The sequence below is a fragment of the Gemmobacter sp. 24YEA27 genome (genome assembly GCF_030052995.1).
Lineage (GTDB): Bacteria > Pseudomonadota > Alphaproteobacteria > Rhodobacterales > Rhodobacteraceae > Pseudogemmobacter.
On record NZ_JASJPW010000001.1, the window covers coordinates 2246931 to 2270365 of the forward strand.

A 23435-nucleotide genomic window follows, 5' to 3' on the forward strand; every position below is an offset into this window, starting at 1 on the left:
GGCCTCACCCGAAGTATTTTTGCTCAAGAGGAAAGAGCAGGCTTCCTCTTGCCTTAAATATTCCTGGCGGAGGCAAAGGCTGGCAAAGCCCGGCTCAGTCCAGGGCTCAGTCCAGGGTTCAGTCCAGCCAGTCGAGCGCATTGCCGCCAATGCTGATATCGCCGTCCTTCATCAGATAGAGCACGGCGCCCGCAACCAGGGCCGCCGCCACAGCTGCGAGTGCGATTTTCCAGACCGACCACGGGCGCTGGCCCTGGACTTCGCCGGTCTGGCCATTGACGAGGAACTGATAGCTTTTGCCGTTGTATTTATAGGCCGCCATCCAGATCGGCAGCATTATATGTTTGAAGGTTTCGCCACTGTAATCGGTGTCAATGCCGGAGATCCGCTGTTCATCGCCGCCGATGTCGCGGCGCACATCGGTTTCGATCACGCGGGCCATTTTCTGCTTTGATTGCAGGCTCGCGGGTTCCAGCGGCACTGTATAGCCCTCGGCCGAAAATCCGGCGAGATAATCCGGCGCATAGGGGACAAGCTTGCTCAGATCCCAGGGATCAAGCTCATTCGCATAGCGCGCCGGCACGCTCAGCGACGCCAGCACTCCGACATCATCGAAGTCGCGGGCGACGCGGCCAGAGACCGGGGTCCAGCGGATTTTGCGCTCCTGGCGGGTCTCGCGTTTGCCGTTCACCGTGACCGTGCGCGAGACGTAATAGGCATCACCCCGGCTGCCGGAATACCGCGAGCGGGTTTCGGCATCAAAAGTCCACCAGGGTACATAGACGCCGTTCATCGCCCGCCCGCGCCTCGTATATTCCAGCAACCGGTTCGGCGCGAACCAGAGCGAGCCGAGCCATTTCACCAGGGCTTCACGTGCCTCGCGTTCGGAAAGCACGAAGGGGATCAGCGCCTGGGGTTTGATCTGCCTCGTCTCGCCGGTCGAGGTTACCACAGGCGTCGCACAGAAAGGGCATTCGGTGGCGTGGCTGGCACCGATCATCTCGATCAGCGCCCCGCAGGAGGTGCAGCGCGTGGTCCGCACCACTTCCATCGCCGAAGAGGACAGATCGTCGGCGAGCCCTTTGGCGAGGTCATGTTCGACCAGCGCCCGGTCCTGATCGGCAAGGGCGATATCGGGCAGGCGCTGGTGATTGCCGCAATGTTCGCAGACCAGATCGCGCTGGCCCGGGGCATAGCGCAGCTGCGCGCCGCACTGGCTGCAGGGCCAGCGGTGTTCTCCGTTGGCGGGCATGGGTCAGCCTGCGGGCGGGGGGCGGCGGCGCAGATGCGAGAAGAGGCGGGCGAGTTCGGTCTCGGCGGCGGGTTTCCAGCCCTCCATCCCCTGCGCCCAGACCATTGTGCCGCGTGCAAGCTGGCCCGAGGCCGCAAGCCCGGAAAGCTGCGCTTCGGTATAAGGGCCTTTGGTGGCGCCGTTTTCGGCAAGATGCCATTCCTTGCCAACCGGCGGCGGGGGCGGCGGTGCATGCGAGGCGGCAGCGGGCTGCGCCCCCCAGGGGCCCATATTCTGGGCCATGCCCATCCCCATCGCCATGCCCGCCCCGGTCGCCATCGCAGAGCCGGCCCCCGAGCTGGGGTTGCCCATCGCCTCGGCTGCGTTGAACTGCATATATTTGTTCAGATCGCCCACCACACCCATCGAGGTGCGCTTGTCGAGCGCTTTCTCGACTTCTTCCGGCAGGCTGATATTCTCGATATAGAATTCCGGAATGCTCAACCCGTATTCCGCGACTTTGGGGGTGATGGCACCGGCAATCAGCTTGCCAAGGTCTTCGGTATTGGCGGCCATATCCAGCACCGGGATCTGTGATCCGCCAGCACCTGGCTTGCGGCCTGGACGATGATATTGCGGATCTGCACCGAGATTTCGTCGGCGGTGAATTCGCCATCGGTTCCGACGATCTCGGTCATGAATTTTCCGGGATCCGCGACCCGCATCGAATAGGTCCCGAAGGCCCGCAGCCGGACCGGGCCGAATTCCGGATCGCGCGCCATGATCGGGTTTTTCGTGCCCCATTTCTGGTCGTTGAACCGCGTGGTCGAGACGAAATAGATCTCGGATTTGAACGGTGACTGGAAGCCGTGATCCCAATGCTGCAGCGTCGTCAGGATCGGCATATTGTTGGTCTCAAGCTGATAGAGACCGGGGCCGAAGACATCCGCCAGCTGACCCTCATGGATGAAGACCGCCGCCTGGCCTTCGCGCACCGTGAGTTTCGCGCCGTATTTGATCTCCTGGCCGCGGCGCTCAAAGCGCCAGACCATGGTGTCGCGGGTGTCATCGAGCCAGGAGATGACGTCGATAAACTCGCCCCTGAGGAAGTCGAAGACCATGGGTTCAGCCTTTCTGTCACGCGCGGGCCGGCGGCGCCGCATCTGCCTTTGTCAAAATAGCGCGCATGCGCCCGGATTGAAGGGGAAATTTCGCCTGGCGGGGCCTGATGCCGCTATGTTCATCGCTGCTCCCGTCCGCACCTTCCCGCGCGTCGGTCATGACGTGCCGCAATCCGGAGGCAGGAGCCAGTCGCCCTCTGCGTTTTTGCCCATGAAATCGGCAAAAAGGGCGACAGTCTCACCAGTGGCCGATCGCAATCGCGCGACCGGATAGCCGCCATCGCCCCAGCCGGAGGATGCGATGGGAATCAAAGTCTTGTCGGGCAGAGGCAGGATATGACCCACCACCCAGACCTCACCGATCATCGTGTCGAACCAGCCATTATAGAGATCTTTTTCCGCGCCGAGGATCCCGGCCGAGCGGGTCACGGCCGCCGCCATGGATCTGTCGAAAAAGCCCGCAAGCCCGGTATCGACAGGGATCGTCGCAACATCATCACCGCAGGCCGGGGCGGCATCGGAAAAGACCAGCAGCGCCTTCGAGACGCGCGCTTCGTCCTGGTCAAGCGCCAGTAAAAACCGTGCTTCGCCGGCGGGCACCTCGATCCAGGGCAGATCCGCGGCTTCGGACCAGGTCAGCGGATCGACCGCAATCACCCCGCCCGGGGCAAGGGTGATCTGCCCACATCGCGAAACTCAAGCGCGAAATCCGATTGCGCCTGCATCCAGCCAAGGCTGCCAGTCTGCGCCACCTCTGCCGGTGAAATTGCAGCGCCTGGCGGGTCTTGTCCGGCGAAAAGCGCGTCCGGAACTGCCTCCTGCGCTTCGCCCGCGCCGGCCAGCAGCGCGGTCACGGTCAGAAGGCAGGAAAACCGGATCAAGCGCCACTCCCGAGCAGTCTTTGTGCGATGCGCCTCACCACCGGGACCGCTTCTGCCTCGGTCATGCCCGGCCACAGTTCCGGATCATAAAGGATCTTCAGCATCAGCTCGTCCAGTTTGGTCAGGAGCGCGAATTCCTCGTCATCATTGAAGATCGAGGGCCGCGCGCGCGGGCTGTCATTGGCGAGCCCGAGGCCCTGCGCGATTTCCTCATGATAGCAGGATTGCCGCAGAAGATCGGGGTGTTCGGCCCGGACCACGGCGACCGCGCGGCGGTAATTGCCGCTGTCCCCGTCCGAGAGAGCATAGACAAGGCAATAGGTGGTCTGGGCCATGCCGGTCACATCGGCCACATCCTGCGGGCTGAGGCCGGGAAGCTCGCGACGCAGCGTTGGGCCAAGCTGTTCGCGCTCGTCTTCCGAGACGACATGCAGCGTGAAATTGCCGCCCTGATCGACCAGGGTGATCGGGTGGCCGGTCAGGCTGGCAAGGCGTTTGATATAAGAGGCGATCCGCGCGCGGTCGGTGGCGCGGCGCTCCTTGGGCACAGAGGCGCCGAACTGGATCTGAAACCGGATCGGCACATCCCAGCGGCGCAGGATCGACGCGGTTTCACCACGCGCAAACACCCCGCCGGCGCGACTATATTCGTCGTAAAGCGCAATGCGGATGAAATTCGCGGCCAGGATGCGGGCGTCGAAAGGCGTATCCACGCCGCCGCCATCGGTACGCAGCAACCCCTGCGAGAGCAGCGAGTTCTGCACCTGGGCGTAATAGGCACGGGCCGCAGCGCTTTTCGGTGTCTCGGGCGTCACCACGACAGGAACAGGGGGGCGGGGCGGCGGCGGGCCGATCCTTTGCGGCGCCTGGCCACCCGAGGACACACAGGCGGAAAGGCCCGCCACCAGCAAGGTGGCAGGCCAGAGGGGCAGCCGCTTGCGCCGGGCTGGCGTCATGATTGCGGCTGTGCGGCGGGCGCGGTGCTCCGTGCCCGGGCCGAAGCCAGCGTTTCGCGCAGATCGGTTTCCATCTTCTGCAGCTCGACCTCGGCAGCCGCGCGCCGCGCCTTGCCCTCATCCGCGATCTGCAGGCTTTCATTGATTGTGGCGATCAGGGTCTCATTCGCGTGTTTCACCGTTTCAATGTCGAAGACCCCGCGCTCCATTTCCTCGCGCACGGTGCGGTTGGCCTGCTGAAGGTTCTCCGCATTCGATTTCAGCAATTCGTTGGTCAGATCATTGGCGTCGCGGATCGACTCGGCTGCCTCTTTCGACCGCTGGATCGTCACGGCCTGGGCGAGCTGCGTCTCCCACAGCGGTACGGTGTTGACCAGCGTCGAGTTGATCTTCGTCACCAGCGATTTGTCGTTTTCCTGCACCAGCCGGATCGAGGGCAGCGACTGCATGGTGACCTGTCGGGTCAGTTTCAGATCATGCACCCGGCGTTCCAGATCGTCCCGCGCCGCACGCAGATCGCGCAGCTCCTGCGATTTGATCATCTTGTCATTCTCGGGCGCCGCCGCGACCTCGGCCTCTTTCGCGGGGATCGATGCGCTGTCGGTCTCTTTCAGCTTGGCCTCGCCTGCCGCGATGTAAAGCCCCAGCTCATCATAGAAATTCAGCGTTTTCGCATAAAGAAGATCCAGCGATTTGATGTCTTTAAGCAGCTTCGTCTCGTGGCCGAGCAATTCGCCCGTGACCTTGTCGATCTGGCTCTGGACATCCTCATATTTCGCGACGAAATCCGCGAAAGGTGCGGCGCGACCCAGCAGACGCTCCCACCACGAGCTTTCGCGACGCAGGTCCAGCTCAGAGGTCGAGAAGCCGCGAATGGTGGTGACGATCTTGCGCAGGCTGTCTCCGGCCGGGCCGACATCCTTGTTCTTCACGTCCTGCAGCATTTCCTGAGAGATCACCTGCAATTCAGCCTGGGCCGAAGAGCCGAACGAGATGATCGACTGCGTATTGGTCAGATCCAGCTCTCCCATGCGCTTTTCAATCGCCGCAGCCTTGTCGGGCGAGGCGGCTTCCAGCGGCACGATTTCGCCCGTCGGTTCCGGCAGGATGACAGCGGTGACCTTCTCAACCTCGGCCAGGGTGGCCTCGGCGGCGGCGCGGGTGGTGTTCTCGGTCATGGCAAAATCTCACACTTAGGAAGGGTTGGAGCCGGAGGGCGTCTCGAATTTCAGCCGGTCCCGCAGCACGGAAATCTCGATATCGAGATTGTCGCGGTCACTTCCAAGCAGGCGTTCCGAGCGGCTGGCAAAGGTGGTTTCCAGATCGGTCAGCAATTGTTCATAATCGGTGCGGGCCTGCGGGTCGGGGCGGATCGCCCAGAGATCGGCGAATTTCACCGTCGCGTCGCGGGCGCCTTCCAGGTAGACGGTCAGATAGCGGCGCGCGGCGGTCAGATCACCGGGATCTTCCTCGACCCTTTGCATCAGGCCTCTTGTCTGGGCGATGAAACGATCGACCCGGGCCTCGAGCTGGCGGTCGCGGGCGCGCAGGATCGCGTCTTTCATCTGCGCGAGCGTCTTCTCGGCCCCGGCCAGGGCACGGGCCACGCGGTCGGTCTGAAAACGGTCGACGCCCTCCATCCCCTTATCGGTCCAGGGATCAAAGCCGAAGGTGCCGATATGCAGCGCCGCACCGGCGAGGCCGAAGAGGATCGGGTAAAGCGAGACGCCATGCCCGATCAGCCCGCCGGTGAACAATGCGGCCCCGGTGGCGAGGGCGCCGAAGAGGATACGCGGGATCGCAGGGCGGCGCGCGACCCGGCGGGCGTTAAACGCGGCGCGGGCGCGCATACCTTCACGGGTGAGCCTGGCACTCAGGATCAGGCCGCCGCCGGCGATCAGGCTTAAAAGCATCGCACCGGGTTCCTCGCCAAAGGCGGGGAAGAGGAAAACAAAGGCCGAGAGGAACAGGAACGTGGCGCGCCAGCCACCGGCCGGCTTTTCCGTCCCCGGGGCCGCACGCGGAATTGGCGGTTGTGGGTCGGAGCCCGATCCCGACGGTCGGGCCCCGTCAGGGCTGAACTTCCCGCCAAAGCGCTGAGCGGCCATCACATTCCTCCCGAACCGGCGACATAGAAAACAAGGGCGATCAGAATCGCCAGCGAGAGGTTGCGCAGGCCGGATTCGGACATTCTGGGTTCCGGAAAAAACGGTCGGTTGCCGCAATCCTAGCGAATGGATCTGCCGCTTGCCAGTCTGAGACAGGGCCTATGCGCGGGAATCTTCCGCCCGAATTCCCGGTTGTGTCTGGCCCGCGCCCTTCTGTGCGTGGTGAAGCGGATCCCTGATGCCGCGATGCGGCATGGAGGGCAGGGCATTCCGGCATCCCGGGCCGGGGTATCAGGACGCCCCATCAGCGCAATCCCTTGATGTCTTGCGCTTATTGGGCCGGTCACGCATCACCGCGCCACATGCCCAGGCCTGCACGCAACTGTTATGCCAGGCCGCAATGAGCTTGCCCTGCCAGAGGGCAGGTAAGCCGCGCCTCGGCAGTGCCCCCCCCGCGAGGCGCGGGGTGCGGCGAGGCTCAGAGCAGGGGGAACCTGCGCGCGCGAAAGACGCGCGCGTCCTTTGGATCCTATCCCTTGCGACCCGGGCCGCCCCGGCCGGAAGGACCGCCGGGCCTGGTGGGACCGCCGGTTTTGGCGGGACCGCGCGAGGTGCGCGCGCCGGTGGTCGCCGGCGCATTGCGGGTGCTGACGAGTTTCGGGGCACGGGGTTTGCGCAGTGCTGCCCGTTCAGAGACCGGGTCGGCACTGGCGGATGCGCTCCAGCGCCTGGCCGCGCCCGGAGCCCGGTCGGGGCGCGCGGCGTCGCCCGTGCCGCGTGCTGCTGGTTTCGGCTGATAGCTGATGCCGCCAGAGCCCTCGCTGTCTTTGCGCCCGGCAGCTTCCGCCCGGTGGGTAAAATATTCGCGTGCGGTGAGGCCAGATTTCCGCTTGGCGGTGGCCGGTTTTGCGGCCGCCTCGGTGGATGCAGCGCCGGTTGCGCGCGACGCAGCTGAGGCCGTGCGCGGGCCCCTGTCCGTGGCCGCAAAGGCCGGTCTGGTCGCATTGGCCGGTCTGTCAGAACTGGCAGCTCGGGTCGCACTGGCGGATCTGACGGGACGCGCAACGGCGGAGGCGCGTTCGGCCCCGGCGCGGTCGGTTTTGCCCGCTGCTGGTCTTGCCGGTACTGGTTTTCCGGCCCGCACCCGCGTCATCGCAGGGCGCTTGCGTGGGGCTTCTGCTGCCGCCTCGTCCGCCGCGATCTCGCCCAGCTGGTCGCGCAGCACGCGGGCCTTGACCTCTTCGACCTGGCCCGGTTCCAGACTTCCCAGCCGGAAGGGGCCGTAAGAGACCCGGATCAGCCGGTTCACGTAAAGGTCGATGGCATTCATCGCGCGACGGATCTCGCGGTTTTTGCCCTCGCGCAGGCCCACGGTCAGCCAGGCATTGGCACCCTGCTGACGGTCGATAGTGACCTGCATCGGCTTGAACCGCTCGCCCTCGATGGTGATTCCATCGCGCAGGATCTGCAGTTTCAGGTCATCGGCCTGACCATTTACGCGCACCCGGTATTTCCGCAGCCAGCCGGTCGAGGGCAGTTCCAGCCGCCGTTTCAGCCCGCCATCATTCGTCAGCAGCAAAAGCCCCTCGGAATTGAGGTCGAGCCGCCCGACCGACATCACCCGCGGCATATCTTCAGGAAGGTGATCGAAAACGGTGTCGCGGCCCTTTTCATCGGAGGCGCTGGTCACAAGCCCTTCGGGTTTATAATAAAGCCAGAGCCGCGCCTCTTCCTCTTCGGGCAGCAGCCTGCCTGAAATGGTGATGCGCTCGGTTCCGGTCACGTTCAGCGCCGGGCTGCTGATGATCTTTCCATTAACGGTGACTTCGCCTGCCTCGATGAGCCGCTCGGCCTCGCGCCGCGAGGCGACGCCCCGGCGCGACAGCAACTTGGCAATGCGCTCGCCTTCGGGCGTCCCATTCGGTTCCCGGGCGGGAGGACTTGTGTTTTCCGGCATGGGAGGCGACCTTTTGAGGGAGAGCAGAAGCCGGGGCTGGCGCCCCAGGATTTTTGACTCGTGGCCCCCAAGGATATTTCAGGACAGATGAAAGAACAATGCGGTGTGGTCTTTCGATCCCATATGGGCCTCGCGCTGGAAGAGGCGCGGGCGGCGGCCTTGCGCGGCGAGGTGCCGGTGGGGGCGGTACTGGTCTCGGGCGCGGGCGAGGTTGTGGCCCGGGCCGGGAACCGGACGCGCGAGCTGAAAGACCCGACTGCACATGCCGAGATGCTGGTGATCCGCGAGGCGTGCCGGCGCCTTGGGCAGGAGCGGCTGGAAGGCTGTCTTCTCTATGTGACGCTGGAGCCCTGTCCGATGTGCGCAGCCGCGATTTCGGCGGCGCGGATCGCGCGGCTGGTTTACGGCGCGGCGGATCCCAAATCCGGCGGCGTGACGGTGGGCGCGCGTGTCTTCAGTCATGCGCAATGCCATCACGTGCCCGAAGTTCTGGATGGAATCGGCGAGGTCGAGGCCGGGCGGCTGCTGCGCGATTTCTTTACCGCCCGGCGCGAAAGCCAGGGCTGAACTCTGGGCAAATTTAAAGCTGGAATTTGTGGGGCAGCGCGGGGCAGGGCGCTGGCAGCCGTGACGATACCCGCCGCAAATGCCAGACGCACCACTTTGCGCAGCACGTCACGCCCGGTCAGAGGGGCCGGGACAACGCCTTGCGGCCGCCGCGATGATCGTGGCCGCAGGGCTGAGTTGTCGCAGAGCATCGCCCCTGATGGCGGCTCTGCATGGCGGTCTTTCTTCCGCCAGTCGGGTCAGAACGAAATCGGCTCCAGCACCACGGGCTCAATCACTTCGACGCCGGGCGGCAGGCCGGCGCGCAACGGATCTGCATTCTGCGCCAGCAGCGGGAAGGTCTTGTAATGGCAGGGAATCACACAGCGGAAGTTGAAATATTTCCGCGCAGCCCAGGCCGCGCGCGCCATATCCATCGTGTAATGCCCGCCGCAGGAGAGAATGCCGATCTCGGGCTGATGCAGCTCGCCCATCCAGGCCATATCGGCCATGATATCGGTGTCGCCCGACACATAGATGGTGCGGCCTTCGCCTTTGATCATGAAGCCCGCCGCAGATCCGGCCGGCAAAAGCGCGCCGCCGCCGAAATCGACCGAGGCCGAATGGGTGGCATTCACCATCGTCACTTTCGCGCCGCCGCAGTCGATGGTGCCGCCCTTGCCAAAGCCGATGGTCGAGGCACCCTGGCCGTTCAGCCAGACCGAGACCTCATGGATACAGGCCACGGGAATCTGCAATTCCTTCGACAGGCTGGCGGCATCGGCGGCATGATCGCCATGGGCATGGGTCAAAAGAATATGCGTGGCACCCGCCACCGCATCGGCACGCGCCTCAGCCGGAAAGACCGGGTTGCCGGTCAGCCAGGGATCCACCAGCAGAACCGCCTGTTCGATCTCGATACGGAAACCCGAATGTCCGAGCCAGGTGATTTTCACAGCAGCACCTCCTGTTATGATTGTGCGGAAGAGACTTTACCCGCCCATTGTGACAGGTTTCCAGTCTTTTTCGAACCGGGCGGTTCGAAATGACGAGGCTGCCGTCATTTCCCCTGACAAATATAGTCCCGCCGGAGGCGCAGGCCCGCCAGGGAGACAGGATGCTGCCTTTGCCTTGCCCGGCCTTTGTCCAACCCAGCCTGTGCCTTGCGCAGCCGCCAAGCGCTCGCTAAACGGGGCCGGAGCTTAAAAGGGTCTGATCCATGTCCATCGACATTGATACCGCACGGAAAGTGGCGAAACTTGCCCGCATCCGGGTTGAGGAAGCAGCGCTTCCCGATCTTGCACGCGATCTCTCCGGCATTCTCACTTTCATGGAACAGCTGAACGAGGTCGATGTGACCGGCATCGAGCCGATGGTCTCGGTCACGCCGATGCGGCTGCGCCGGCGCGAGGATGTCGTGACCGATGGCAATATCCAGGCCCAGGTTCTGAAAAATGCCCCCGAAGCCCGTGAAGGCTTCTTTGCCGTGCCGAAGGTGGTGGAATGAGCATGACCTCCGAGTCGAACAGCTGGACGATCGAAAAGGCGCGCGATGCGCTGCGGAACGGCGAGATTTCCGCCGTCGATCTGACCATGGCCTGCCTGACCGCGATTGACGCGGGCGATGCGCTTGGCGCTTTCGTGCATAAAACCCCCGAGATCGCGCTGGAACAGGCGCGGGCGGCGGATGCGCGGCTCAAGGCCGGGGACGCGCCGTCTTTGTGCGGCATCCCGCTGGGGATCAAGGATCTTTTCTGCACCAAAGGCGTGAATTCTCAGGCCGCTTCGGGGATCCTCGAAGGGTTTAAGCCGGAATACGAATCGACCGTCACCACGAAGCTTTTTGCTGACGGCGCGGTGATGCTTGGCAAGCTGAACATGGACGAATTCGCCATGGGCTCGTCGAATGAGACCTCGGTTTACGGCCCCGCCGTGAACCCCTGGAAGATCGATGACCGCAAACTGACGCCGGGCGGATCTTCGGGCGGTTCGGCCTCGGCTGTCGCGGCGGATCTCTGTCTGGCGGCGACCGGCACCGATACCGGCGGCTCGATCCGCCAGCCGGCGGCTTTTACCGGTATTGTGGGCATCAAGCCGACCTATGGCCGCGTCTCTCGCTGGGGGGTGATCGCTTTCGCGTCCAGCCTTGACCAGGCCGGACCTATGACGAAATCGGTGCGGGACGCGGCGATCTTTCTGCAATCCATGTCGGGCTATGACCCGAAGGATTCGACCAGTTCCGAGATTGCTGTCCCCGATTTCGAGGCCGCCCTGACCGGCGATATTCGCGGCAAAGTCATCGGTATCCCGAAGGAATACCGTCTCGACGGCATCCCGGCCGAGATCGACGCGCTGTGGGAGCAGGGCATTGCCATGCTCAGAGATGCCGGTGCCGAAGTGCGCGAGGTCACTCTGCCACATGCGAAATATGCGCTGCCGGCCTATTACGTGATCGCGCCCGCCGAGGCCTCGTCGAACCTCGCCCGCTATGACGGGGTGCGGTACGGGCATCGCGCCAAACTGCGCCCGGGTGATGGTATCACCGAGATGTATGAAAAGACCCGCGCCGAAGGCTTCGGGTCTGAGGTGCAGCGCCGCATCATGATCGGCACCTATGTGCTGTCGGCGGGCTTTTATGACGCCTATTACAACCGCGCCCGCCGCGTCCGCGCGCTGATCAAACAGGATTTCGAGACCGTCTTCGCGGATGGCGTCGATGCAATCCTGACGCCCGCGACACCCTCTTCGGCCTTTGGTCTGGGCGAGATGGCCTCGGCCGATCCGGTCGAGATGTATCTCAACGATGTCTTCACCGTGACGGTGAACCTTGCCGGCCTGCCGGGGATCTCGGTTCCGGTCGGGCTGGATGCCAAAGGTCTGCCGCTTGGGCTGCAACTGATCGGGCGTCCCTGGGATGAGGCCGGGCTTCTCAATCACGCCTATGTGCTGGAACGTGCAGCAGGATTTGTAGCCAAGCCGCAAAAATGGTGGTAATTGCCGCCGGATATGCGCCCGCGCCGTCCGGTTTTTCGGTCGGATAACACATCTGTGGCGTGACTTTTTGCCGTTTTACATGAGGACGCCATGACCACCCGCCGGCAGATCATTTCGGGGTTTTCAGGTAAAAGCGCTGCCGTTCTGGGCGTTCTGGTGCTGGCGGCCTGCACGCCTTCGGTTCCCGATTCCGGCAGTGGCGTCGGCTTTCAGGATTACAACTCCTATATCCGCAGCTCCAATAGCGGCACGGGGCAAACTGCGGCGCCTGCTGCGGCGGCTCCGGCCAGAACCGGTTTCGATCCGACCGCGGCGGCAGCGGCGATTGACCGCGCTGATGGCAGCACCCCGACCGCGCCGGTCAGCGCAATCATTCCGAATACGAATTACGTGGCTCCCGCCAGCACAGGTGCCGTGCGCCCGCGGGGCAATGCGCCGGCCGGGATCAAAGAGGAATCGGGCGAGCTGGTCCATTCCAATCCGACCATCTCGGACGAGAATGACTTCACCGCCGTGGCCGCCCGCGAATCCATCGCGTCGGATGCCGAGCGGATCGCCCGAAACCGCGCCGAATATGTCGTGGTTCAGCCCGGCGCGCTGCCGGTGCGCCCTGGCGAAAGCGGGCCGAATATCGTTGAATTCGCGCTTGCGACCACCCATGCGCCGGGTGTGCAGATGTATAGTCGCGGTCGCAGCTCGAAAGATCCGATGATTGCCTGTGCGAAATACCCGTCGCCGGATCTGGCGCAGCAGGATTTCCTGGCCCGCGGCGGCCCGGACAAGGATCGGCTGGGCCTTGATCCCGATGGCGACGGCTTTGCCTGTGGCTGGGATCCGCGCCCGTTCCGCACCGCATTGCAGTGACCGCCTTCCCCTCGCCGAATTTCGGCGCGCGGCGGGGGAGGTGCTGCCTTCGCTGATCATCCTGCATTACACCGCGATGGAGAGCGCTCAGGCTGCCCGCGCGCGGCTTTGTGACCCGGATTACGAGGTCTCGGCCCATTGGCTGATCGGTGAGGATGGCCGCAGCGAGGCCCTGGTCTCCGAGGCAGAGCGGGCCTGGCATGCCGGGCGCAGCTCCTGGCGCGGCATTGACGATGTGAACAGCCATTCCATCGGTATCGAGCTCGCCAATCGTGGCACGCATCCTTTCCCCGAGCCGCAGATGGCGGCGCTGGAGGATCTTTTGCGCGGGATCATGGCGCGCTGGAACATTACCCCGGCGGGAGTACTGGCCCATTCCGACATCGCGCCGGATCGCAAAATCGACCCCGGCCCCCATTTCGACTGGCAGCGCCTTGCGCGTCAGGGTCTCGCGCTGCGGCCTCAGGCAGGGGCAGGGGCAGGGGCTGATTGCGACACTGATTTCAGCCAACTGCTGGCTGCGATCGGCTATGATCCGGCACAGGAGCCGGAGCTGCTTTTGCGCGCCTTCCGCCTGCGGTTCCGCCCCTGGGGATACGGGCCGGTTGAGGCGCAGGATATCCGCCTTGCACAAGGGGTTCTGGCCGCGATTTCCGCCGATGGCGCTTGACGACAACCGGGCAGGGGCCTAAGCCCCGCTTCGCACGGATGGCCGGATGACCGCGGGGGGCGCGCAAGCGTCGTGCCGAGGAAAGTCCGGACTCCATGAAGCAAGGGCGCCGGGTAACTCCCGGCCGGGGTAACCCGAGGGAAAGCGCAACAGAGAAGAGACAGCCGCGCCGCCGGCCTCGGTCGGAGACCGGTGCGGTGATGGTGAAACGGTGGGGTAAGAGCCCACCGCGGTCCTGGCAACAGGAATGGCATGGCAAGCCCCGCCCGGAGCAATGCCGAATAGGGGCCTCGCGCGGGCAGGTCGGGTCCGCCCGATACCGCCGCAGGGATGCTTCAGCCCGAGAGGCCCGGGTTGGCAGCTGGATCCCGTCCGTAAGGGCGGGGGCAGAGGAATGGTCATCCAGGGCAGGCAACTGCCTGGACAGAATCCGGCTTACAGGCCATCCGTGCAAACTTACCTCTTCAAACGCCTCCAGGTCCTGCCAGGCGTGAGCAAGCTTTGAAACCGGTCCCACCCAAAGCGGATTCGGGTGCCAGGAGAAACCGGAACTGCCCGTTGCGTGCAGCCGGCCTTCCCGAACGGCTTTGTTGCGCTATTGTGATTGCGACCGCAGATACCGCTTTCCCGGCTTGTGTCAGCGCATGCGAACGGTCCCGGGCGTGCCGAGTGATGTGGAAGCGGTTCATGAGTGCGATGCAGATCTGAACCTCTGCATCCTGCCTGTCGAAGTCTCTGGCCATGATGCGCTCGCCCAGAAGTTTGAAGCATCTCATCTTTGCCTCCACTCGGCTTCGTCCCTGATATTCGGACAACTTCTTCCAGTTGGCCCGGCCGAACCATTTGCAGGGACGCAGGGCCTCTTTCCGCGCTCGCAGCGCTGGATCCAGCCCCTTCCGGGCTCGGGCATTCCGTCTTGGTGGTATGATGGCATCGGCCCCTCGAGCCGCGATGGCGGCGTGACACCCTTTGGTGTCATAAATGCAGTCGGCGGTGACACTGCCGATCGGCTCATCCGTCGGGATCTGCGCCAACAGATCGGGCAGAACAGGCGCATCCCCGATGCGGTTGCTGGTCATCTCGACCGCGCGAACTTCAAGGGTTTCAGCGTCGATACCTTTGTGGATCTTGCGCCATTGCCTGCGACGGCTGGCCCCATGCTTGCGGACCTGCCACTCGCCTTCGCCTGAGAACTTGATTCCGTCTCGCCATGGCCTTGAACCAGTGGCGGCTTCATGGCTCGATGTCCACCAGCAGATTCAGCGGCCCGGACGCCGAACGATACGGGATCTGCACCTTAAGGTGCTTCTGTCTGCGGCAGAGCGTTGTGTAATCCGGCACGGGCCAGTCGAGACCAGACAGGGCCAGAAGGCTCTCCACAAACCCTGTCGTTTGACGGAGCGGCAACCCGAACAGCACCTTGAGCGAGAGGCAGAATTGTATCGCCGCCGCCGAAAACCTCTCAGGATGACCCGCCTTGCCGCTCGGGACCGCGAACCAGCCCATCTCAGAGGCAAACCATACCATCAGCGAGCCACGACGCTTCAGAGTTTGGTTGTAGCTCGACCAGCTCGTCGTGCAGAAAAGAGGGATCGGCTTGCTCATAGGCCAATCTAACCCGATGACCTACAAACAGGATTCCGTAAGCCGGCCGGATAGTGCAACAAAGCCCATAGGCGTTGCCGATCTTCGAAGCGCGACTGTGCTGTGCTGAGGAAGGCCGAGGATCTGGAGTTGGCCCCAGGAGGCATATAATTATTCGGCCCTTAACCTACCTTGACTGACCGGCCAAGCGCGACAGTCAGGGCGGGCATGTCACGGTGTGCACGCCGACATTCTGCCGAAAACCGGCAAATTGTGAATCCGATGGGCAGTCGCAACTAACAGAAAGCCCGTTCTGGTGCCTTTCATGTTAGATTTTACAAAAGCTGTATATTCCAACATAAGTATACTCCAACATAAAAAGCACAATTTTGAACGTAACCTATTGATTTTTATGAATTCATCTTCATAGGGCCTCAGCTACCCACCTATCGGATTCACAAAACCGCATCATCGGATTAACCAAAGTGGCCATTCTCGACGAAAATCGCAGATTTAATGCCAGAAACGGCATCGTTTTCGTGGAATTTCCCGGAATTATTGCAGGCCGTGAACTCGGCCATGAAGTCAGCCATCTCGACGCGCCGATAGATGGGGGACCCCAGCCACTCCGGCGCAAAGGCGGGAGCTGTTGAATCTCACGCGGAACTGAGCCGGTTTTGTCACCGAGAAGTGAGCCACCTCTGATTATGGATTTCGATTCAAGCTGTGGTCAAGGGCGGGTTTTTCTCCTTCTTTTTCCTATCTGCGGCTGCTGAGCTTGCCTTGAAGCGGAAGCTGTCGTTTCCGCTCTTCAGGTCGAGCCTTTGTGGCGCCATTGGTTCGAGCCCAATGGCGAGGGACAGCGGTGGGTGAGGCGGTCGAGCAAGTCAGTGGTCATCTTGGCATCACCAAAGACGGTGGCCCATTCGCTGAAGCTGAGATTGGTGGTGATAGTCACGCTGGTGCGCTCGTAGAGTTTGCTCGAGCCGGATGGAACAGAAGTGCCCCGCCCGAGGCGCTGAAGGGCAGATAGCCAAGTTCATCCAGGTCGACGAGGATAAGGAAACGATCCGGGGGATCGTTTCCCTGAGGAGGGGAGGTCGAGCTTAGTCAGCCCCTCGGCGATCTGCCCTGCCTTGCCCTTGGCCTTTTCCTGTTCGAGGGCGTTGACCAGTTCGATGGTGGAGAAGAACCTGACCTTTCGGCGATGGTGTTCGATGGCCTGGATGCCGAGGGCGGTGGCAACATGGGTCTTGCCGGTTCCGGGGCCCCCAATGAGGACCACGTGTCTCGCGCGCCATCCATGAACTCGCAGCGATGCAGTGTCCGGACGGTGGCTTCGTTGATCTCACTGGCGGCGAAGTCGTAGGCAGAGAGGTCTTTGTAAGCCGGGAACCGCGCGGACTTCATGTGACAGGCGATTGAGCGCACTTCCCGTTCGGCCAATTCGGCCTTTAACAGTTGCGACAGCATCGGGATGGCGGCTTCAAACGCCGGAGCCCCTTGTTCGATCAGATCGGTTACGGCCTGAGCCATGCCATACATTTTGAGGCTGCGCGAGCCATGATGACGATGGCACCAGCGGCTGGATCATGACGCATGGCGGCCTCCGGCGATCTGGGAACGCAGGCCGTCATAGCGTTCAACGTTAGCTTTGGGTTCACGATGCCGGGCCAATGCCTGTGGCGTATCCAGTGGCGGCCCGCCGATCACCTTTCCATCTGCCAGCCGATGCGAGCCGGGTTCAGCACATGGGTTTTAGTTGGCACACCCTCGGCCAGGGACAGCTCCACAGCAGTGAGCACGGTTTGTTCGTCGTGGTGAGGCACAAGTGCGAGGATATCGACCATCTCGCGATCGCCGCCGGGCTTGCGCGAGCCATGTAATCCTGCAACTGCCTGAACGCAGCTGGTAATTCCATGAAGGGTGCGCCGTTGCGAAGCGCGCCTGGCTTTCTCTGCATCGAGCCATTGGCCGCCATTGGTTCAAGGACAATGGCGAGGTGTCAGATAATGCCGCCAGTCATAAGTCGTCCTTGGTGGCAGCTTATGACTGCGTTCGATCACGCGGGTCACTCCGTTGCCCCCGCCGCTAACCGCGTTGGGAGAAGGTTCACATGGCTCAGTTCTCAGTGAAAATTATGCGCTTAAACGACTCAGTTCTGGGTGAGAAACAACAACCAGACCTTCGAATGACTATCGAACAGCATCTTCCCGACTGGGGGTATCGGAAATCTTGGTTGGCAGAGAACGGCATTCAGGTCGAAGGAATCTGACACCAAAGGTCGCGCGGCTGCCCGCGCCAGCCAGATTGTGAAGCCGATGCCTCACCACACACACCAGAAACCGCGTTCTGGTGAATTTCATGGTGTAATTTACAAAAGCCCTGGCGTCGCGCAGATCAGCTCTCCAGCTCGCTGTCCCAGTAGAGGAAATCTAGCCAGCTGTGATGGACGTCTGACTGCGGATAGCGCGGCGCGGCCATGACCAGTTCGCGCCGGGTCGGGGTGTAGGGCGCCCGCAGCAGTTTCATCCCGGCCTCTTTCGGGGTCCGGTTGGCTTTGCGGTGGTTGCAGGGTGCGCAGGCGGCGACGATGTTTTCCCAGGACGACCGCCCGCCGCGCGAGCGCGGCTGGACATGGTCGAAGGTCAGCTGGTCCGACAGAAACCGCCGGCCACAATACTGGCACAGCCATTTGTCGCGGCAATAGATGTTAAAGCGGGTAAAGGCCGGCCAGCCATCCAGCCGCTGATACTGTTTCAGCGCCACCACGCTTGGCACGCGCATCGTGATGCTGGGCGAACGCACCACATGGTCATATTCGGCCACGAGGCTCACCCGGTTCAGGATGATGGCCGTCACCGCATCCTTCCAGTGCCAGGATGAAGGCGGATTGCAGGACAGGGGGCGGAAGTCTGAATTCAGGACAAGGGTCTGTATCGCCATCACATATTACTCTCTGCCATCCGCCGCGGGGCGTTTCCCGGGGCGGAGCAAACCCGGCTGCGGCCGGCTGCGGAAAAAGAAAAAGGCGCGTGACCAGCACGCGCCCGATATGGATTTCTCGATGGTGTCGTCCGAAAGCTCGTCTGCGTGTTCATCTGGCTGACAGGACGGATGCTATGCTGACCAGGATGCGGCCAGCTGCAACTTTGCCGGAAGAAGGGGCCCGTTGCGCGGCGGTGAGGCGCGAAACACTGCCGGGTGACGCGAAGGCTGGCAGGACGGGGGCAGCTGCGGCGGGAGCGGGCAGGCGGTGGAAACCAACCGCAGTGCAGCATAAGGCAAGCCGCAGGCCCGGCCTTCTTCGCCTTATATCCAGAGCTATTGCCTTCCATATCCGTCGGCTCCTGCCTTCAGCTGGTATGGCCGCACCGTATTTGGCCCGGTCGGTCCGGGCGGCGGAGAGGGCGTCGGCCCCATACTGTTCCACCGATCCGGACGAGCCGACTATATATGGGCGCGACCCCTGTGCAACCCCCTGGTGACGGATGATCTCCGGGGCGTCGCCTCTTCCTGGCGGCAGAGTGAAACAGGGGCATGACAGCGGGCGCCGGCAAGGGTATGCCGTTGCGCCTTCAGGTGTCCGGCCTTGCCCTTGCCGGAAGACGGGCGAGCGCATAAACCCGCGCGGAAAGCTCGCGAAGACCGGGGCTGCCCTGGTCCGGAGAGACCAAAGCCCCGCCCGCCATATCTGAAACCTTTACCCGAAAGCCCTCAGGATGCATCCGGACCGCCGCTCTTTGCTTGCCCTTGCTCTTGTTGCGCCCCTGGCCCTCGTGGCCTGTTCTCGCCGGAAACCCGACGGGCCGTCGCCCTCACAGGGGCTCAATGCCGGGGAGACGCCCGAGATGCGGGCCCTGATCCGCAAATATGCAGCAGAGCATCAGATCCCGGAGAGCCTTTTGCACCGGATGATCCGGCGCGAAAGCGGCTATAATCCGTCGGCGCGCAATGGACCCTATTACGGGTTGCTGCAGATTCATCCGCAGACCGCAAGGACCATGGGCTATAATGGCCCGCCCGAAGGGTTGCTGAATGCCGAGACCAATCTGCGCTATGCCGGGAAATATCTCCGCGGCGCCTGGATGGTCTCGGATGGCAGCCAGGACCGGGCCGAGAAGTGGTACGCGAATGGCTATTATTACGAGGCCAAGCGTCGCGGGATTTTGCGCGAGACCGGGCTGAAATCGTAAGACCCGGCTGAAAGCGCAGAAAAAAGAGGGGGCCAGACGGCCCCCCGATCCTCAGATCTCCTCCGGATCTTCAGATCACCTTGTCAAGCGCTCGGGTCAGCCGCGCCACAGTGCCATCGACATCCTTCAGCTTGTCGAGGCCGAACAGCCCAAGCCGGAAGCTGCGGAAGGCCTCGCCCTCATTGATCTGCAAAGGCACACCTGCCGCGATCTGGACGCCTTCGGTACGGAATTTGGCGCCGTTCTGGATGGCGGGATCGTCAGTAAAGCTGACCACAACGCCGGGGGCAGCAAAGCCTTCGGCCGCGACCGACCGGATGCCGCGCGCGGCCAGCTCGGCGCGGACTTTGCGGCCCAGATCCCATTGCGCTTCTTTCGCGGCGTCCAGCCCCATCTCGCGGGTTTCCTGCATCGCGTCGCGGAAGGCGAGGATCGCATCGGTTGGCATGGTGGCATGATAGGCGTGGCCGCCATCCTCATAGGCCTTCATGATCGCGCGCCATTTCTTCAGATCCAGCGCGAAGCTGTTCGACGTGCTGTCGGCGAGGCGTTCCTCGGCGCGCGGGCCCAGCACCACGATCCCTGCGGCGGGCGAGGACGACCAGCCCTTTTGCGGTGCCGAAATCAGCACATCGACCGAGAGCGCGGCCATATCGACCCAGATCGTGCCCGATGCGATGCAATCAAGCACAAACAGCGCGCCGACCTCGCGCGCGGCCTCGCCGATCTGGCGGATGTAATCATCGGGAAGGATGATGCCGGAGGCGGTTTCAACATGCGGGGCGAAAACGGCATCCGGCCTGGTCTCGCGGATCTTCGCGACCACTTCCCCGACAGGCGGCGGTGCGAAAGGCGAGGTCGGGTCATTGCCGGCGGCGCGCGCCATGGCGACCTGGACCTCGCTCGCAAATCCCCCCATGTCGAAGATCTGGCTCCAGCGGAACGAGAAAAATCCGTTGCGCACGACCAGGGCGCGGCCACGGCCGAACTGGCGCGCGACCGATTCCATCGCATAGGTGCCGCCGCCGGGAACGAGTGCCACGGCGCTGCCATTATAGACTTCGCGCAGCCAGCCCGAGACATCGCGCATCACCTGCTGGAACCGCGCTGACATATGGTTCAGCGAACGGTCGGTGAAGACGACCGAAAATTCCTCCAGCCCCTCGGGGTCGATATGGTCATGCGGCAGTTTCATAGTGTTCCTCCTGTGGCAGCGTGACGCTAGCGCCGCAAGCAGGGCTCCGCCACCGGAATTTCAGGCCGAAGGGTCAGCCGAAAGGCCCGGGGCGGCGCTCTTCGGTCAGGACGACATTGGCCTCGACATTTCCGACCCCGGGCAGCGTCATCACCCGCCGCCGCAGCACACGCTCGAAATCCGCAAGATCCCGGGCAACGACGCGCAGGCGGTAGTCGAACAGGCCCAGCACATGCTGCACGACCTGGACTTCGGGGATGGCGGTGGCGGCGCGTTCAAAATCCTCAAGGCTGACGCGGCCTTTGCTCGCCAGTTTGATCCCCAGAAAAACCGTCACGCCAAAGCCGAGGCTTGCGCGGTCAACCTCGACCCGGCGGCCTTTGATCACGCCGGTCTCTTCCAGCCGCCGGATCCGCCGCCAGGTGGCGGGCTGCGACAGACCATGGCGCCGCCCGATCTCGCCCGCGCCGAGATTGGCATCCATCGCGAGGTCGCGCAAAATGGCGCGGTCGGTCTCATCCAGTCCGGCGATGGTCATGCAGCTTCCTTTTCCCAGCTGCGGCCCGTGTCAGTAACGCCCGATGCCAATTGTCACACTTTCCAGCGCTTTGCCTTTGGCATCCACCGCAGTCACATCGACGGTATAGCTGTGACCCTTGCCTCCCGAACAGGGGGGCAGATAGCCGGGCGAGGCATATTTTCCTTTGGATCTGGCCTTTTTCACCACACTCACGCCACCGGGGAGCTGTTTCGTCATGCCCGGAACCGAAGGCAGTTTTGCCGTGTCGCCCGCAACGGGAAAACCGATCTGGCCATGGCCGCCGCCTTTTGACAGGGGCTTGTAGCCCTGGTCATTGAAGGACAGCACCACCATCGCCGTGCCCGCCGGCAGGCCGCTGACCTCCATCGGGGGGGGGGCTGCCATTGCCGCCATCAAGCTTGCATTGCTGCCCGGCCGGAACGGATTTGCCATCCCAGTTCGCACCGAGTTTCACGCCGATTTTCGCCGCCGCGATGCCAGGGATCTGCAGCGCGAGGACGCAGAAGGTGATGCGGAAAATGGATCTCATCATATTGGTCTCCTGATCTGGAAATGCAGTCTTGTGAGGAAAGATGAAAAGGGAGTGAACGGCAGCGGCTCATAATGGCAAGGCGCTGTCATCCTTGATTGTAGAAATCAGCATCAGCGCGTCAACTTCGGCGATATGCGGCAAAGCGAGGATTTTTTCGCGATAGATTTCCGTCCAATGGCTCATGTCGCGGGCGATCACGTTCAGGCGCACATCGACGCGGCCAAGGAAGGTCTCGATCGCCAGCACCTCGGGCACCTCGCGCGCGGCATCGATGAAATCGTCGAACGCCCTTGGCTCGGTCTTGTCGAGGGTGAAGCGCAGGCTGACTTCCACCTCATAACCAATCGCGCGCCAGTCGATCACCATGGTCTCGCCACGCAATATGCCCGCCTCGCGCAACCGCTCGATCCGGCGCCAGAGCGTGGCCTGGGTAACACCGGCGCGCAGCGCCAGATCGCTGCGGGCGAGATCCGGCTCTGCCAGCCAGTGGCGCAGGATGCGGCGGTCTGTATCGTCGAGAGTAAGGCTCATTGCATGATTGTTTCACAAAATACCGGGATGATGAATGATAATATTCATCTACCCGTCATCTGGGCGATTTTTGAACGGAGCGCGCGAGAAATATTCCTATTCTGCCCCCATCTTCAGCAAAGGAGTGCTGTTATGCGCGTCTACTACGATCGCGACTGCGATGTGAACCTGATCAAGAACCTGAAAGTGGCGATCCTCGGCTATGGCAGCCAGGGCCATGCCCATGCGCTGAACCTGCGCGATTCGGGTGCGAAAAACCTCGTCGTTGCGCTGCGCGACGGCTCGCCTTCCGCGAAGAAAGCCGAAGGCGAAGGCCTGAAGGTCATGGGCATTGCCGAAGCGGCTGCCTGGGCTGACGTGATCATGTTCACCATGCCCGACGAGTTGCAGGCTGAGACCTATAAGAAATACGTGCATGACAATATCCGTGAAGGCGCTGCAATCGCATTCGCCCATGGTCTGAACGTGCATTTCGGCCTGATCGAGCCGAAAGCCGGCGTTGACGTCATCATGATGGCACCGAAAGGCCCGGGCCACACGGTGCGCGGCGAATATACCAAAGGCGGCGGCGTGCCCTGCCTCGTGGCGGTTCATACCAATGCCTCGGGCAAAGCGCTCGACATCGGTCTGTCCTACTGCTCGGCCATCGGTGGCGGCCGCTCGGGCATCATCGAGACCAATTTCCGCGAAGAATGTGAAACCGACCTCTTCGGTGAACAAGCTGTCCTTTGCGGCGGTCTGGTCGAGCTGATTCGTTGCGGCTTCGAGACCCTGGTTGAAGCCGGCTACGCGCCGGAAATGGCCTATTTCGAATGCCTGCACGAAGTGAAGCTGATCGTCGATCTGATCTATGAAGGCGGCATCGCCAATATGGATTACTCGATCTCGAACACCGCAGAATACGGCCAGTATGTCACCGGCCCGCGCATTCTGAAATATGATGAGACCAAAGCCCGCATGAAAGAAGTGCTGGCCGACATCCAGCAGGGCAAGTTCGTCCGCGACTTCATGCTGGAAAATGCCGTTGGCCAGCCGACGCTGAAAGCTTCGCGCCGCGCCAATGACGAGCATCAGATCGAGAAGGTCGGTGCGAAACTGCGCGAAATGATGCCCTGGATCTCCAAGGGCAAAATGGTCGACAAGGCCCGCAACTGATTGCAGAATGACAGGGCGCCGGAGAGATCCGGCGCCCTTTTTCTTTCAGGGATCACTGTTGCCCCTTAAGATCTGGACCGCTCCGCCGGATGGGGGCGGGGAAGGTCTGGCGCTCAGCCGCCCGACGCCGGAGGCAAATCGCGCCCGCCAGCCCCGGGCCGGGGTTAACCCTGGCGCGGAGGCAAGCTTCCGCTTTTGCCCTCTGCGGCAGCGTCCGCTTAACAGAGGGAAGTGCGTTCAGAGCAGGATGGTGTCCCCCGCAAGCCATGCATTTCGCGCAATCCAGCCAGTCACCCGCGCTTTGCCGCTTTCACCCTGGTTGACAAAGCTTTACCGCAACCAGTCAGCGCGGATTGCTAAAAGCGACCCGCCA

At 62.7% G+C, this 23435-nt stretch carries 20 protein-coding genes, 1 other RNA gene and 5 pseudogenes; 8 read left to right on the top strand and 18 right to left on the bottom strand.

Annotation, left to right across the window (positions count from 1 at the left end; genetic code table 11):
• Nucleotides 1–118: 118 nt before the first annotated feature.
• From QNO18_RS11235 to QNO18_RS11270, 8 genes and pseudogenes are all read right to left on the bottom strand, one after another.
• The gene (locus tag QNO18_RS11235; RefSeq protein WP_283177734.1) at nucleotides 119–1252 is read right to left on the bottom strand and encodes a primosomal protein N' (replication factor Y) - superfamily II helicase; all 1134 of its coding nucleotides are present in this window, start codon (nucleotides 1250–1252) and stop codon (nucleotides 119–121) included.
• A 3-nt stretch (nucleotides 1253–1255) separates the two neighbouring features.
• A pseudogene (locus QNO18_RS11240) lies at nucleotides 1256–2352 on the bottom strand (SPFH domain-containing protein).
• A gap of 156 nt (nucleotides 2353–2508) precedes the next feature.
• Nucleotides 2509–3009 (bottom strand): DUF4241 domain-containing protein, encoded by a 501-nt coding sequence (locus QNO18_RS11245; protein WP_283177735.1) that lies wholly within the window; start codon nucleotides 3007–3009, stop codon nucleotides 2509–2511.
• A complete protein-coding gene (locus tag QNO18_RS11250; protein WP_283177736.1) occupies nucleotides 3006–3233 on the bottom strand; it encodes a hypothetical protein in 228 nt (75 codons plus the stop codon). Before QNO18_RS11250 ends, QNO18_RS11245 begins: the two co-directional genes overlap by 4 nt.
• A complete protein-coding gene (locus QNO18_RS11255) occupies nucleotides 3230–4189 on the bottom strand; it encodes a DUF2927 domain-containing protein (RefSeq protein WP_283177737.1) in 960 nt (319 codons plus the stop codon). The genes QNO18_RS11250 and QNO18_RS11255 overlap by 4 nt, the downstream gene beginning before the upstream one ends.
• Nucleotides 4186–5367, bottom strand: a complete 1182-nt coding sequence (locus tag QNO18_RS11260) for a toxic anion resistance protein (protein ID WP_283177738.1) — start codon at nucleotides 5365–5367, stop codon at nucleotides 4186–4188. Before QNO18_RS11260 ends, QNO18_RS11255 begins: the two co-directional genes overlap by 4 nt.
• Before the next feature lie 15 nt (nucleotides 5368–5382).
• Complete coding sequence (locus QNO18_RS11265; RefSeq protein ID WP_283177739.1) at nucleotides 5383–6297, bottom strand: 5-bromo-4-chloroindolyl phosphate hydrolysis family protein; 915 nt, start codon at nucleotides 6295–6297, stop codon at nucleotides 5383–5385.
• Nucleotides 6298–6826: 529 nt separating this feature from the next.
• Nucleotides 6827–8254, bottom strand: coding sequence for a pseudouridine synthase (locus tag QNO18_RS11270; protein WP_283177740.1), 1428 nt, complete (start codon nucleotides 8252–8254; stop codon nucleotides 6827–6829).
• Nucleotides 8255–8359: 105 nt separating this feature from the next.
• On the opposite strand from QNO18_RS11270, the gene QNO18_RS11275 reads away from it, so the two are divergent.
• Nucleotides 8360–8821 carry a nucleoside deaminase gene (locus tag QNO18_RS11275; protein WP_283178787.1) on the top strand — a complete coding sequence of 154 codons (462 nt, stop codon included), beginning with the start codon at nucleotides 8360–8362 and terminating at the stop codon, nucleotides 8819–8821.
• A gap of 239 nt (nucleotides 8822–9060) precedes the next feature.
• On the opposite strand, the gene QNO18_RS11280 is transcribed toward QNO18_RS11275, so the two are convergent.
• A complete protein-coding gene (locus tag QNO18_RS11280; protein ID WP_283177741.1) occupies nucleotides 9061–9756 on the bottom strand; it encodes a metal-dependent hydrolase in 696 nt (231 codons plus the stop codon).
• Nucleotides 9757–10019: 263 nt separating this feature from the next.
• Here QNO18_RS11280 and gatC point away from each other — a divergent pair, with 263 nt between their 5' ends.
• From gatC to rnpB, 5 genes are all read left to right on the top strand, one after another.
• Nucleotides 10020–10307: an Asp-tRNA(Asn)/Glu-tRNA(Gln) amidotransferase subunit GatC gene (gatC, locus tag QNO18_RS11285; RefSeq protein ID WP_092897176.1), complete on the top strand. Its 288-nt coding sequence runs from the start codon at nucleotides 10020–10022 to the stop codon at nucleotides 10305–10307.
• Nucleotides 10308–10309: 2 nt separating this feature from the next.
• Entirely contained in the window at nucleotides 10310–11794 is a 1485-nt protein-coding gene (gatA, locus tag QNO18_RS11290; RefSeq protein WP_283178788.1) for an Asp-tRNA(Asn)/Glu-tRNA(Gln) amidotransferase subunit GatA, read from the top strand.
• A 90-nt stretch (nucleotides 11795–11884) separates the two neighbouring features.
• A complete protein-coding gene (locus QNO18_RS11295; protein WP_283177742.1) occupies nucleotides 11885–12658 on the top strand; it encodes a hypothetical protein in 774 nt (257 codons plus the stop codon).
• Between the two features lie 76 nt (nucleotides 12659–12734).
• A complete protein-coding gene (locus tag QNO18_RS11300) occupies nucleotides 12735–13328 on the top strand; it encodes an N-acetylmuramoyl-L-alanine amidase (protein ID WP_283178789.1) in 594 nt (197 codons plus the stop codon).
• Between the two features lie 34 nt (nucleotides 13329–13362).
• An RNA gene (gene rnpB, locus QNO18_RS11305) (RNase P RNA component class A) lies at nucleotides 13363–13782 on the top strand.
• Between the two features lie 183 nt (nucleotides 13783–13965).
• On the opposite strand, the pseudogene QNO18_RS11310 reads toward rnpB, so the two are convergent.
• From QNO18_RS11310 to QNO18_RS11330, 5 genes and pseudogenes are all read right to left on the bottom strand, one after another.
• Nucleotides 13966–14933 (bottom strand): annotated as a pseudogene (locus QNO18_RS11310) (IS5 family transposase).
• Between the two features lie 790 nt (nucleotides 14934–15723).
• Nucleotides 15724–16197, bottom strand: a pseudogene (locus QNO18_RS11315) (ATP-binding protein).
• A 68-nt stretch (nucleotides 16198–16265) separates the two neighbouring features.
• Nucleotides 16266–16457, bottom strand: a pseudogene (locus tag QNO18_RS11320) (ATP-binding protein); the annotation flags it as partial.
• Between the two features lie 45 nt (nucleotides 16458–16502).
• Nucleotides 16503–16981 (bottom strand): annotated as a pseudogene (locus tag QNO18_RS11325) (IS21 family transposase); the annotation flags it as partial.
• A gap of 331 nt (nucleotides 16982–17312) precedes the next feature.
• Nucleotides 17313–17858 (bottom strand): HNH endonuclease, encoded by a 546-nt coding sequence (locus tag QNO18_RS11330; protein WP_198836412.1) that lies wholly within the window; start codon nucleotides 17856–17858, stop codon nucleotides 17313–17315.
• A 776-nt stretch (nucleotides 17859–18634) separates the two neighbouring features.
• Between QNO18_RS11330 and QNO18_RS11335 the strand changes: the two genes are divergently transcribed.
• Nucleotides 18635–19108, top strand: coding sequence for a lytic transglycosylase domain-containing protein (locus QNO18_RS11335; protein ID WP_283177743.1), 474 nt, complete (start codon nucleotides 18635–18637; stop codon nucleotides 19106–19108).
• A gap of 70 nt (nucleotides 19109–19178) precedes the next feature.
• Here QNO18_RS11335 and QNO18_RS11340 read toward each other — a convergent pair whose 3' ends face one another.
• The 4 genes from QNO18_RS11340 to QNO18_RS11355 form a co-directional block, all read right to left on the bottom strand.
• The gene (locus tag QNO18_RS11340) at nucleotides 19179–20303 is read right to left on the bottom strand and encodes an aminotransferase class V-fold PLP-dependent enzyme (protein WP_283177744.1); all 1125 of its coding nucleotides are present in this window, start codon (nucleotides 20301–20303) and stop codon (nucleotides 19179–19181) included.
• A 73-nt stretch (nucleotides 20304–20376) separates the two neighbouring features.
• On the bottom strand, nucleotides 20377–20835 hold the full coding sequence (locus QNO18_RS11345; protein ID WP_283178790.1) for an Lrp/AsnC family transcriptional regulator: 459 nt from the start codon (nucleotides 20833–20835) through the stop codon (nucleotides 20377–20379).
• Nucleotides 20836–20871: 36 nt separating this feature from the next.
• The gene (locus QNO18_RS11350) at nucleotides 20872–21228 is read right to left on the bottom strand and encodes a hypothetical protein (RefSeq protein WP_283177745.1); all 357 of its coding nucleotides are present in this window, start codon (nucleotides 21226–21228) and stop codon (nucleotides 20872–20874) included.
• Between the two features lie 214 nt (nucleotides 21229–21442).
• Nucleotides 21443–21907: an Lrp/AsnC family transcriptional regulator gene (locus QNO18_RS11355; protein ID WP_283177746.1), complete on the bottom strand. Its 465-nt coding sequence runs from the start codon at nucleotides 21905–21907 to the stop codon at nucleotides 21443–21445.
• Between the two features lie 132 nt (nucleotides 21908–22039).
• Between QNO18_RS11355 and ilvC the strand changes: the two genes are divergently transcribed.
• Nucleotides 22040–23062: a ketol-acid reductoisomerase gene (gene ilvC / locus QNO18_RS11360; RefSeq protein ID WP_198836408.1), complete on the top strand. Its 1023-nt coding sequence runs from the start codon at nucleotides 22040–22042 to the stop codon at nucleotides 23060–23062.
• Nucleotides 23063–23435 lie beyond the last annotated feature (373 nt).

Coding starts and splice junctions, on each gene's coding strand:
- QNO18_RS11235 (WP_283177734.1), bottom strand. CDS start 1,252: ATGCCCGCCAACGGAGAACACCGCTGGCCCTGCAGCCAGTGCGGCGCG.
- QNO18_RS11255 (WP_283177737.1), bottom strand. CDS start 4,189: ATGACGCCAGCCCGGCGCAAGCGGCTGCCCCTCTGGCCTGCCACCTTG.
- QNO18_RS11260 (WP_283177738.1), bottom strand. CDS start 5,367: ATGACCGAGAACACCACCCGCGCCGCCGCCGAGGCCACCCTGGCCGAG.
- QNO18_RS11265 (WP_283177739.1), bottom strand. CDS start 6,297: ATGGCCGCTCAGCGCTTTGGCGGGAAGTTCAGCCCTGACGGGGCCCGA.
- QNO18_RS11270 (WP_283177740.1), bottom strand. CDS start 8,254: ATGCCGGAAAACACAAGTCCTCCCGCCCGGGAACCGAATGGGACGCCC.
- gatC (WP_092897176.1), top strand. CDS start 10,020: ATGTCCATCGACATTGATACCGCACGGAAAGTGGCGAAACTTGCCCGC.
- gatA (WP_283178788.1), top strand. CDS start 10,310: ATGACCTCCGAGTCGAACAGCTGGACGATCGAAAAGGCGCGCGATGCG.
- QNO18_RS11295 (WP_283177742.1), top strand. CDS start 11,885: ATGACCACCCGCCGGCAGATCATTTCGGGGTTTTCAGGTAAAAGCGCT.
- QNO18_RS11300 (WP_283178789.1), top strand. CDS start 12,735: ATGGAGAGCGCTCAGGCTGCCCGCGCGCGGCTTTGTGACCCGGATTAC.
- QNO18_RS11330 (WP_198836412.1), bottom strand. CDS start 17,858: ATGGCGATACAGACCCTTGTCCTGAATTCAGACTTCCGCCCCCTGTCC.
- QNO18_RS11335 (WP_283177743.1), top strand. CDS start 18,635: ATGCATCCGGACCGCCGCTCTTTGCTTGCCCTTGCTCTTGTTGCGCCC.
- QNO18_RS11340 (WP_283177744.1), bottom strand. CDS start 20,303: ATGAAACTGCCGCATGACCATATCGACCCCGAGGGGCTGGAGGAATTT.
- QNO18_RS11350 (WP_283177745.1), bottom strand. CDS start 21,228: ATGGCAGCCCCCCCCCCGATGGAGGTCAGCGGCCTGCCGGCGGGCACG.
- QNO18_RS11355 (WP_283177746.1), bottom strand. CDS start 21,907: ATGAGCCTTACTCTCGACGATACAGACCGCCGCATCCTGCGCCACTGG.
- ilvC (WP_198836408.1), top strand. CDS start 22,040: ATGCGCGTCTACTACGATCGCGACTGCGATGTGAACCTGATCAAGAAC.